The organism is Pontibacter sp. BAB1700 (assembly GCF_000277005.1).
In the GTDB taxonomy this organism is placed as follows: domain Bacteria; phylum Bacteroidota; class Bacteroidia; order Cytophagales; family Hymenobacteraceae; genus Pontibacter; species Pontibacter lucknowensis.
Genome location: NZ_AKIS01000115.1, coordinates 18555 through 28790 on the forward strand (window position 1 = coordinate 18555; position 10236 = coordinate 28790).

11 protein-coding genes and 1 pseudogene are annotated in these 10236 nt (G+C 48.9%); 11 read left to right on the plus strand and 1 reads right to left on the minus strand.

The window, feature by feature from the left end:
- Window positions 1–41 precede the first annotated feature (41 nt).
- The 5 genes and pseudogenes from recA (at window position 42) to O71_RS13905 (ending at window position 4985) form a co-directional block, all read left to right on the plus strand.
- Window positions 42–1085, plus strand: a complete 1044-nt coding sequence (gene recA / locus O71_RS13885; protein ID WP_007657847.1) for a recombinase RecA — start codon at window positions 42–44, stop codon at window positions 1083–1085.
- Between the two features lie 171 nt (window positions 1086–1256).
- On the plus strand, window positions 1257–2069 hold the full coding sequence (locus tag O71_RS13890; protein WP_040574299.1) for a DUF3108 domain-containing protein: 813 nt from the start codon (window positions 1257–1259) through the stop codon (window positions 2067–2069).
- 196 nt (window positions 2070–2265) lie between these two features.
- Window positions 2266–2962: pseudogene (locus O71_RS13895) on the plus strand (response regulator transcription factor).
- A 3-nt stretch (window positions 2963–2965) separates the two neighbouring features.
- Entirely contained in the window at window positions 2966–4006 is a 1041-nt protein-coding gene (locus O71_RS13900) for a cell wall metabolism sensor histidine kinase WalK (protein ID WP_007657852.1), read from the plus strand.
- A 265-nt stretch (window positions 4007–4271) separates the two neighbouring features.
- Window positions 4272–4985, plus strand: a complete 714-nt coding sequence (locus O71_RS13905) for an RluA family pseudouridine synthase (protein ID WP_040574304.1) — start codon at window positions 4272–4274, stop codon at window positions 4983–4985.
- Between the two features lie 65 nt (window positions 4986–5050).
- Here the strand turns inward: O71_RS13905 and O71_RS13910 are convergent, their stop codons facing one another.
- Window positions 5051–6031 (minus strand): NAD(P)H-quinone oxidoreductase, encoded by a 981-nt coding sequence (locus O71_RS13910; protein WP_007657858.1) that lies wholly within the window; start codon window positions 6029–6031, stop codon window positions 5051–5053.
- A 222-nt stretch (window positions 6032–6253) separates the two neighbouring features.
- Between O71_RS13910 and O71_RS13915 the strand changes: the two genes are divergently transcribed.
- From O71_RS13915 to rpsB, 6 genes are all read left to right on the plus strand, one after another.
- Window positions 6254–6619, plus strand: coding sequence for a BlaI/MecI/CopY family transcriptional regulator (locus O71_RS13915; RefSeq protein WP_007657859.1), 366 nt, complete (start codon window positions 6254–6256; stop codon window positions 6617–6619).
- 1 nt (window position 6620) lies between these two features.
- A complete protein-coding gene (locus tag O71_RS13920; protein ID WP_040574301.1) occupies window positions 6621–7217 on the plus strand; it encodes a hypothetical protein in 597 nt (198 codons plus the stop codon).
- Between the two features lie 11 nt (window positions 7218–7228).
- Window positions 7229–8794 (plus strand): hypothetical protein, encoded by a 1566-nt coding sequence (locus O71_RS23950; protein WP_192811686.1) that lies wholly within the window; start codon window positions 7229–7231, stop codon window positions 8792–8794.
- A 207-nt stretch (window positions 8795–9001) separates the two neighbouring features.
- Complete coding sequence (rplM, locus tag O71_RS13930) at window positions 9002–9451, plus strand: 50S ribosomal protein L13 (RefSeq protein WP_007657860.1); 450 nt, start codon at window positions 9002–9004, stop codon at window positions 9449–9451.
- 6 nt (window positions 9452–9457) lie between these two features.
- Window positions 9458–9844: a 30S ribosomal protein S9 gene (gene rpsI / locus O71_RS13935; RefSeq protein WP_007657861.1), complete on the plus strand. Its 387-nt coding sequence runs from the start codon at window positions 9458–9460 to the stop codon at window positions 9842–9844.
- A gap of 21 nt (window positions 9845–9865) precedes the next feature.
- The coding region (rpsB, locus tag O71_RS13940; protein ID WP_007657862.1) for a 30S ribosomal protein S2 at window positions 9866–10236 on the plus strand (371 nt) is incomplete at its 3' end.

The window sequence follows — 10236 nt, forward strand, 5'->3', positions numbered from 1 at the left end:
CGTAATTTCACATCAATATAAAGCTATTTAATTAAACACACATGAGCGTAAGCAACGAAAAACTAAAAGCCCTGCAGCTGACGATAGACAAGCTTGACAAGACTTACGGTAAAGGCACCGTAATGAAGCTGAGCGACAACAAAGTGGAAGACATTCCGGCTATCTCTACCGGCTCGCTTGGACTTGACATTGCTTTAGGAATTGGCGGTTTACCGCGCGGCCGTGTCATTGAGATCTACGGTCCTGAATCCTCTGGTAAAACCACGCTTACCATGCATGCTATTGCAGAGGCGCAGCGCGCCGGTGGCCTGGCTGCCTTCATTGACGCAGAGCACGCATTTGACAAGGTATATGCCGAAAAACTTGGAATAGACACTGAAAACCTGCTGATCTCTCAGCCTGACAACGGTGAGCAGGCCCTGGAGATCGCTGATCACCTGATCCGCTCCGGTGCGATCGATATTATTGTAATTGACTCTGTTGCCGCCCTGGTACCGAAAGGCGAACTGGAAGGCGACATGGGTGACAGCAAAATGGGTCTTCAGGCTCGTTTGATGTCACAGGCACTGCGCAAGCTGACCGGTACGATCAACAAAACCGGTTGCTGCTGTATCTTTATCAACCAGCTTCGCGAGAAGATCGGTGTGATGTTCGGTAACCCGGAAACCACTACGGGTGGTAATGCCCTTAAGTTCTACGCCTCTGTGCGTCTGGACATCCGCCGTGTTGGCCAGATCAAAGAGTCTGCTGACAACATCACCGGTAACCGTACACGTGTGAAGGTAGTGAAGAACAAAGTAGCGCCTCCGTTCAAAGTAGTGGAGTTCGACATCATGTACGGCGAGGGTATCTCTAAAGTAGGTGAGATTCTTGACCTGGGTGTAGAGCTTGGCGTAGTGCAGAAGTCAGGCTCGTGGTTCTCTTACAACGGCGACAAGCTGGGCCAGGGCCGCGATGGCGTGAAGCAGATCCTGCTCGACAATCCAGAGCTGCAGGAAGAGATCGAAGCAAAGATCAGAGCGATCGTGAAAGGCGAGCCTGAAAAAGTGGCCGCTGCGCTGGAAGATCCAAGCGGTGCGGAATGAACATTATTCCCTGCTAACAAGTAATCAAAAAGGTGCTATACTACATAGCACCTTTTTGCGTTTTAAGTTGTTGGTAGTGTGAATATAAGATACTACCTTAGTGTAAAGGCCTGATTTTGGTATAATAGTTGGATACAAACTGTAAACGACACCAGCCTTACCCATTAGCTTATGAAAAGGATATTACCAGTTATTGTGTTAGTGTTAGTTGCTCTTTCTGGCTTTGTGGCCAAGGAGTCGCTACGCACTGTCCCGAATGAAAGCTTCACAGCAGGAGAGTTGCTTAAATACAAAGTGCACTACGGCCCCATCACAGCGGCCGAAGCCGTGATTGACATAGCGCCTGGCCTGCATCGCATTAATGACAGACCAACTTACAAGGCAACTGTATACGGCAAGACAACCAGTTCATTCGACCTCTTCATCAGGATTCGTGACACCTGGCAGTCTTACATTGACACGGCTGCTATTTTACCTCACCGCTCATTCCGTAATATAGAGGAAGGAAGCTACCGCAAGCGTGAGACGGTGGATTTTAACCACTTCACAAACACGGCGCAGGTAGAGATGAAGAAAAAAAATAAGGACAAGAAGCAAAGCACGCATAAAATTCCAGCCGGCGCCCAGGATATCGTAAGTGGCTTCTATTACCTTCGCACACTGGATTATGACCGCTTTAAACCGGGCGACAAGTTCAGCATCAAAGGTTTTTTTGATGAGGAGGCATTTGACATGGTGGTAACGTACCAGGGCCGCGAAACGGTTAACACTAAGGCCGGTTCCTTCAGAGCCATTAAACTGGTGCCTCGAATGCCTAAGAACAAGCTCTTTAAGGGAGAGGATGCGATCACGGTATACCTGTCAGATGACCGAAACAAGGTGCCGGTACTGATCTCGGCTGATATGTTTGTGGGCGCTGTAAAAGTGGATCTGTACGAACACAAGAACCTGAAGCATAAACCTGCCCTTGTGGCACAGAAATAAAGGATAAGCCAGCTCTAGTAGCTGGCTTTTTTTTTTACATGCGCTGCCAATGTTAAGAAAATATTATGATTTGGTTATCTACGCATTCTATACCTGCCGAAATAATATCTTTGTCATGAAATGGATGCAATTAAATGGCTTCCAACAATAGCTATACCTGCCTGTTCTACTGACAGGCAACTCTAATCATAAACACGTGCAGACACCAACCCAAGCCCATTACAAAATACTGGTAGTTGACGATGACCCGGATATCGTGGAACTACTGCAGTACAACCTGGCTCGCGAAGGCTACGACGTAGCCCAGGCCGAGAACGGCAAGAAGGCCATAGAGGTAGCGCATGCCTTTAAGCCGAATGTGATTCTGATGGATGTGATGATGCCGGTACTGGACGGTATAGCCGCCTGCCGTCAGCTGCGCGAAGAGCAGGACTTCCGCCAGACACACATTATATTCCTGACTGCCCGGTCAGAGGAGTTCTCCGAAGTTGCCGCTTTCGACGCCGGCGCTGACGACTTCATCACAAAACCTATTAAACCCCCGTGCCCTGCTCAGCCGCCTGGCAGCCTACGCACGCCGCGATGCGCAGCAGGAAGAGCAGGAACAGGTGATCGAGATTGGAGGTTTGCGTATAGACCGCACCAGCTTTGCCGTGTACAAAGGCGAAGAAAAGATCACGCTCCCGAAAAAAGAGTTTGAACTCCTGTCCTTTCTGGCAGCCACTCCAAACAAAGTATTTACGCGCGAAGAGCTACTCAACAACGTATGGGGAAGTGATGTTTATGTGATCGCCCGAACTGTGGACGTTCACATCCGCAAAGTGCGTGAGAAGATTGGGGAAGATCAGATCAGAACCATCAAGGGTGTTGGCTATAAGTTTAACACGGACTGATACATGAACTTGAACTCCCGTACGCTCGCCCTTTTGGTATCCCTGGCAGTGGCCCTTGTGCTCACAGCCTTTTTGGCTTTAGCCAGCTACTTTTCATCAAGGGGCTTAATGGCAGCGCTTGTACTGGTGTTCATCTGCTGCTTTCTGCTGATCTATTTCTCGTACGAGGCGCTGGTGTTCCGTGAGATCAAAAACGTGTACTCCAGCCTTGAGAAAATCAAAAAACAGGAATACCGCAAAGCAGAGGGCCGTTCCCTGTTTACGGCTGACCCGCTCCGGAAAATAAAAGACGACATCTACCAGATTGCAGAGCGCAAGCAGCAGGAAATTGACGAACTCAGGCACCTGCAGGTCATGCGCCGCGAGTTTCTGGCTGATGTATCACACGAGCTCAAGACTCCCATTTTCGCTGCGCAAGGCTTTATCCATACCTTGCTCGACGGCGCCATGGACGACCCCACCGTGCGCGATAAGTTTTTACAGAAAGCAGCCAATAGCCTTGATGGTCTCGACACCCTGGTGCAGGACCTGATCAGCATCTCGCAGTTCGAAAAGGGCGTAGTGAAAATGGAGAAGCAAGACTTTGACACTGTGCAGCTGGTACGGGAGGTGTTTGAGCAGCTGGAGCAGAAAGCCAGCAACAGCCGGATAAGACTGCACCTGCTGGATGTGGAACCAAATGAAAAGGTCATGCTGCATGCCGATCCCAACCGAATACGGCAAGTGTTTATCAACCTCGTAGACAATGCCATCAAGTATGGTAGAACGGGCGGCAACATCTGGGTTTCGTTTACAGAAGGTCGCAAGCGCTATACCATTACCGTAAAAGACGATGGTACAGGTATAGCGCAGGAGCATATTAACCGCATATTCGAGCGCTTCTACCGCATCGATAAGAGCCGCTCCCGCGACAAAGGAGGCTCAGGACTCGGCCTGGCCATCTCCAAACACATCATCGAAGCCCATCGCTCCTTCATCGCTGTAAAAAGCGAGCTCGGCAAAGGGACTACGCTCCGCTTTAAACTGCTCAAGGCGAAGGGATAGCTGGTGGCTAAATGGCTAAATTGCTGATTGTTAAATAATAAACTAGGTATATCCTCAGCTATCCCACTTCCTGGAAGATCAAATCCATAAACGGGGGATGAAAACATTAATGTATATGGGAGTTTCAACAATTTAACCATTTAGCAATTCAATCTTTCAACAATTAACAATCAGCAATCAACAATTAATACCCCCACCAAATTTGCGTATCTTTGCATGCTGCGTGGCTAAGGTATAGCCGCGCTTGTTAATGATACAGTTACGCATGAAATACCCGGTTTTTAAAGACCTGATTATATTTGAGAATGAGGACTTTCTGGTGGTGAATAAGCCACCGTTTTTGTCCACCCTCGAAGACCGCACTCCCAATACCACCAACCTGCTTAAGCTCGCCAAGCAGCATAACCCGGATCTGCAAGCCTGTCACCGCCTCGACAAAGACACTTCGGGCTGCCTGGTGTTTGCTAAGAATCCGGAGGCTTACCGCCACATGTCCATGCAGTTTGAGCACCGCGAGGTGTATAAGGTATACCATGCCGTGGCCTGGGGTGTGCATAAGTTCGAAGACCAACTCGTGAACCGATCCATACTGGCAGGTGCTAAAGGCGTCGCCAAACTTACGCCGCATGGCAAACCGGCAGAGACTTACTTTACGACCCTGGAAAGCTACAGTCGCCATACCCTGCTGGAATGTATGCCGGTAACGGGTCGCTTGCACCAGATTCGCATTCACCTGGCTTTCCTGGGAGCACCGATTGTAGGAGATAAACTGTACGGCGGCGAGGACCTATATCTGAGCACGTTGAAGCGCAAGTTTAACCTGAAGCAGCAAACAGAAGAACAGCCGCTTATTAAACGATTTGCGCTGCACTCGCACACCATTGGCTTCAGACTGATGAACGAGGAGCCGATCAAAATAGAAGCACCCTATCCGAAAGACATAGCAGTGCTGATAAAGCAACTACGGCAGTACAACTAGCGTAAAAAACAAAGGGGCCTGATGCGACATCAGTCCCCTTTTTGCTTGTATAAGGTATAGCCTTCCTAACTTACCCGCAGCACAATCTTGCCGATGTTCTTGTTGGCTTCCATGTAGCGGTGCGCCTCAGCCACATCAGCCCAGTCAAATACAGAATCAACAACTGGCTTAATCGTGCCGTTCTCAAATAAAGGCATCGCAAAAGCGGCCATGTCCTGCGTAAGACGGATCTGGTAGTCACGGGTGCGGGAACGCAGCGTAGAGCCGATCACCTGCAGGCGCTTGACCAGAATCTGGCGTAGGTCAAACTCTTCTACTTTACCACCGCCCAGGCTAGCCAACAGCACCATCCTGCCATCCAGGCGGAGACAGGCAATGTTTTGATTAAAGTATGGACCGGCGATAAAGTCCACGATCACATCCACCCCCTCAGAATTGGTGTAGGCCAGCACTTCGTCTTCAAAAGGCACCTCTTTGTAATTGATAGCTTTATGCGCTCCCAGGTCCAGACAGGCTTTTACTTTGTTCTCAGAAGCTGTTACCAGCACCTGGGCCTTGAGGGCACGGGCCAGTTGTATACCTGCCGTACCCACCCCACTGGCTCCGGCGTGTATCAGTATGCGTTCGCCGGCCTGCAACTTGCCTAGCCAGGAGATCGCTTGCCAGGCCGTCAGGAATACCTCAGGTATAGCGGCAGCTTCTTCCATGCTCAGGTTGTCCGGTATAGCCATGGCCATTTCTTCGTGTATCACGGCATATTCGGCATAGCCGCCGCCCGGCAACAGGCCCATGATCTTGTCGCCTTTTTTGAAACGGGTGCAGTTTATACCTGCTTCTACTACCTCTCCGGCTATTTCGAGGCCCAGCAGCGGACTTTCTCCCTTCGGAGGCGGGTATTTACCCTGTCGTTGCAAGGTGTCGGCACGGTTGAGCGCAGTGGCGCGCACGCGCACCAGCAGTTCGTTAGGTTTAGGCAATGGCTGTTCATATTCTCCCAGCATTAGTTGCTCCGGTCCGCCGGGCTCTTTTACAAGTATGGCTTTCATGTTGGTCAGTTTAGATAAATGGATGGCTATACCTATACCAGGTACATCGCTACACTTAAGACGCCTCTTAAAATTAGATGTTTCCGCATTATTCCCAAAACCGCGTCTACAGGCAGCATTAGCAGGATTGTGAAGCATCCTGAAAAATATTCAAAGAATTATAGCACAAACACTTGACCTTTCTACGAAACTTTCGTAACTATACGAAAACATCGTAGAACTATGGAAAAGCTCACACAACAGGAAGAGGAAGCCATGCAGGCGATTTGGTCGCTGGATGGTGGTTTTATAAAGGAGTTTCTGGAAAAGCTGGAAGAACCGAAGCCGCCTTATACCACACTGGCCTCTACGGTGAAGAACCTTGAGAAGAAAGGCTTCCTGCAGAGCGAAAAATTTGGCAATACCTACCGCTATACCCCGAGCATCAAGGAAGAAGACTACAAAAATCGCTTCATGAAAGGCTTTGTGGGTGACTACTTCAAAAACTCCTACAAAGAGTTAGTGGCCTTTTTTGCAAAGGAAAAGCAGATCAGCGCAGCGGAGCTGAAAGAGATAATTGACATGATCGAGAATAAAAAGACAGACTGATATGCCAACCCTGCTCCTATACCTGCTGAAAGCGAATGTAGCCCTGGTGCTGTTTTACCTGGCTTACCATCTGGTCCTGCGCAAGCTTACCTTCTACCACCTCAACCGTCTTTTCCTGGTGTTTGGCATCTTGTTCTCGGCCGCGTACCCGCTGGTGGACCTCACCGAACTGTTCAGCCGCCACGAAGAACTGGCCGCAGTGCAAAGCTATGCCATCGTCATACCTGATTGGGCACCCGCCGCTATACCTGAGCAAGCCCCTGCATTCGACTACTGGCTTATACCTGTCGCCTTGTTCTGGCTCGGCTGCGGACTGATGCTGCTGCGGCTGATCGTGCAGTTTGTGTCGCTCTACCGCATACACCGCACCTCTGTGCCTGCCACTTACCAGGGCGTGGCATTTCGCAAAGTGCCAGGTATAAGCGAAGCCTTTTCGTTTTGGAAAACCATTTACCTGAACCCTGCGCAGCACCAGTCGCCTGAGTTGGAATCGATCCTGCGGCACGAGCAGATACATGTGAACGGCTGGCATACCCTGGATGTGTTGCTGGCTGAGCTGAGCACCGTGTTTTACTGGTTCAACCCGGGGGTGTGCTGATGAAACAGGCCATGAAAGAAAATCTTGAATTTATAGCTGACCAGCATGTTGTAAATGCTGGCGTCGATAGAGTAGCCTACCAATACCTTTTACTGAAAGTTGTGGGCGCCACACAACCTCAGCTTGCCAATCAGTTTAATTTCCCATCCCTTAAACGAAGAATTGCCATGATGAACAAAATGCCCACAAATAAGGCCAACCGGCTCCGATTGCTGGTTGTGTTGCCCCTTGTCACCGTATTACTGGTTGCTTTCCGGAGCGCCTCGCAGGACGACATCTCGACCTTAACGGAAGCTATACTTCCAGCAGAGGAAACAGTGCAGATGGAAGCAAACCCGACCGACGAATATACTGCTTTCTATGCGCGTAACCCAGAAGTGAGCAAGGTCTCCTGGAAGTCAAAAAACAAAATTGTGGTAGCGCTGAAGTCTGGCGCCGAAGAGGTCTATACCTTTGGAGACAAGCAAAGTATGGCGGCGGCAGAGAAGAAGTACGGTAAAATGCCGAGCACGCCTCCAGTCGTAAAACGTGACAAAGCTGTAGAATTCTCTACTGAAGATGAATCCTTTATCGTGAAACTTGCTGACCTAGACTATTACAAAAGCAAGGAAAACTGGCCCGAAGACTATAAGGACTTCCTGAGCCGACATGCTAATGTAGAAGAAATTGGTTGGAAATTTGATAATAGGAAAGACTACAATCTGGAATCGATTATCATTTACCTGAAAAACGGCACGTCTGAGTCGTATGATTACAACAGAAACCCACGCATACCAGCAGCTGAAGCAAAGTGGGGCCCACTGCCATCGTTGCCGCCTCCCCCCCCACCCGTAAAGGCACCAGAAGCTCCGCAAACGGACGTAAAGTCTAACTTGCCGACAGAAGGGCTATTCTTTATAGACGGGGTTGAATCCACAAGACAGGCTGTTGTCAATCTGGACCCGAAGCAAATTCATAGCGTGCATGTAATTAAAGGAGACCATGCTACCAACACCTTTGGCAAAAAAGGGGCAAAGGGCGTTATCTCTATAATAACTGAGCAGAACAAGAACTCTAAACAGGTACAAGAGTTCAATAAAAAGCTGCCTACTCCTCCGGCTCCGACAGCACCCGGAGCACCTGCACCTCCGCCGGCTCCAGAAGCACCGGGCACGCCTCCGGTGCCACCAGCACCGCCAGTTCCCGCTAAAGAGCAGCTACCTCCTCCCCCACCCCCTGCAAGGTATGAAGGTCCGGCTATCCCTAAAGCAGGCGGTGCTCGCTTAGTCGAGAATGAAGATTATGTGGTGTATACCTTATGGCCTGAGGAAATAACAAAACGTGAGCTTGAAGTAGCACAGCAGGCATTTAAGTCTAGCGGTTTCGATCTGAAATTCACAGAAAAGTACGACGGCGGCAAAATAAACAGCTTAAGCATTGACTTAGCGTCTAAAAAGAACGGCAACAATGCCCGTGCTACCCATACCTACAGTGCCGAAGCATTAAAAAGTGTGCGGGACGCTGATAACATCGTGATGGTGATCGGCAACAAGAAGACCGGTGAAGTTAGGATCGCTACTACCCTTGCTCCAAGATAATACACAGGTATAGATAATAGATTAACCTACAGGCAGCGGCGCAGCTTTGTGCCGCTGCCTGTCTTTTTTACACTATTCCCCTGTGTCCCAGCATATTTCTACATCAAGTATTGCATATCAAATAAAGAGTTTCTATCTTTGTGACCATTTTTCAAGAACCCTCGAGAAAAAATTAATTGTTAAATAAATCGCTTACAACCACCAAAAATGGATCATTTAAGTTATAAGACCCTTACTGTCAATAAGAAGACAGCCAACAAAGGCTGGGTGATTATTGATGCAGGGCAAGGAAGCTTGGGTCGCGTGGCGTCTGAAATCGCCAAGATCCTGAAAGGCAAGAACAAGCCTTCATTCACGCCAAACGCTGACTGCGGTGACAACGTAATCGTTATCAACTCTGATAATGTTCGTTTCACAGGCCGCAAGTGGGATCAGAAGTACTACCTGTCGCACACTGGTTACCCAGGTGGTCAGCGCAAGACTTCTCCACGTGAGCTTAAGGCTAAATCCTCTACACTGCTTGTAGAGCGTGCTGTTCGTGGCATGTTGCCAAAAGGCCCACTAGGTCGCGAGCTATTCCGTAATCTTCATGTTTTTGCAGGAAGCGAGCATCCATTTGCAGCTCAGCAGCCTAAAGAATTAACCCTCAACATCTAATAATTAATGGAAGTTATCAATACATCTGGTAGAAGAAAAACCTCGGTGGCTCGTATCTACATGACGGCCGGGCAAGGGAATATCACTATTAACGGTAAAGATATCAAGGCGTACTTCCCTGACGAAGTACTGCAAACTATTGTGAATCAGCCGTTTCAAACCTTAGAAGTTATTGGCAAGTACGATGTTACTGCTAATCTAAAAGGTGGTGGTGTAAGCGGCCAGGCTGAAGCACTTAGACTTGCTATCGCGAAAGCACTGGTAGTAGAAAACGCCGAGACTAAATCTGCACTCCGCAAAGAAGGATTCGTAACCAGAGATCCTCGTATGGTGGAGCGTAAGAAGTTCGGTAAGCGCAAAGCGCGTCGTTCATTCCAGTTCAGTAAACGTTAATATTAAAGGTGTATCAACAACATGGCAAGTACTAATTATAAAGAATTACTTGAGGCAGGTGTTCACTTCGGTCACCTTACCCGCAAGTGGGATCCGAAAATGGCTCCGTACATCTTCATGGAGAAGAACGGTATCCACATCATTGACCTGAACAAGACACTGGTTGCCCTTGAGGAAGCTACTTCAGCTATCAAGAACATCGCCAAGTCTGGTCGCAAAATCCTTTTCGTAGCTACCAAGAAGCAGGCACAGGACATCGTAGCAGAAGAAGCTCGTCGTCTGAAAATGCCTTATGTAACTGACCGTTGGTTAGGTGGTATGCTTACAAACTTCGCTACTGTGCGTAAGTCGCTTAAGAAAATGTCTACTATCGATAAGATGGTGAAAGACAA

Bases quoted from the DNA above. Each gene is read 5' to 3' on its own strand.
- O71_RS13910 (WP_007657858.1), bottom strand. From the start codon at position 6,031: ATGAAAGCCATACTTGTAAAAGAGCCCGGCGGACCGGAGCAACTAATG.
- O71_RS13900 (WP_007657852.1), top strand. From the start codon at position 2,966: ATGAACTTGAACTCCCGTACGCTCGCCCTTTTGGTATCCCTGGCAGTG.
- O71_RS13920 (WP_040574301.1), top strand. From the start codon at position 6,621: ATGCCAACCCTGCTCCTATACCTGCTGAAAGCGAATGTAGCCCTGGTG.
- rplM (WP_007657860.1), top strand. From the start codon at position 9,002: ATGGATCATTTAAGTTATAAGACCCTTACTGTCAATAAGAAGACAGCC.
- recA (WP_007657847.1), top strand. From the start codon at position 42: ATGAGCGTAAGCAACGAAAAACTAAAAGCCCTGCAGCTGACGATAGAC.
- rpsI (WP_007657861.1), top strand. From the start codon at position 9,458: ATGGAAGTTATCAATACATCTGGTAGAAGAAAAACCTCGGTGGCTCGT.
- O71_RS13890 (WP_040574299.1), top strand. From the start codon at position 1,257: ATGAAAAGGATATTACCAGTTATTGTGTTAGTGTTAGTTGCTCTTTCT.
- O71_RS13915 (WP_007657859.1), top strand. From the start codon at position 6,254: ATGGAAAAGCTCACACAACAGGAAGAGGAAGCCATGCAGGCGATTTGG.
- O71_RS23950 (WP_192811686.1), top strand. From the start codon at position 7,229: ATGAAAGAAAATCTTGAATTTATAGCTGACCAGCATGTTGTAAATGCT.
- O71_RS13905 (WP_040574304.1), top strand. From the start codon at position 4,272: ATGAAATACCCGGTTTTTAAAGACCTGATTATATTTGAGAATGAGGAC.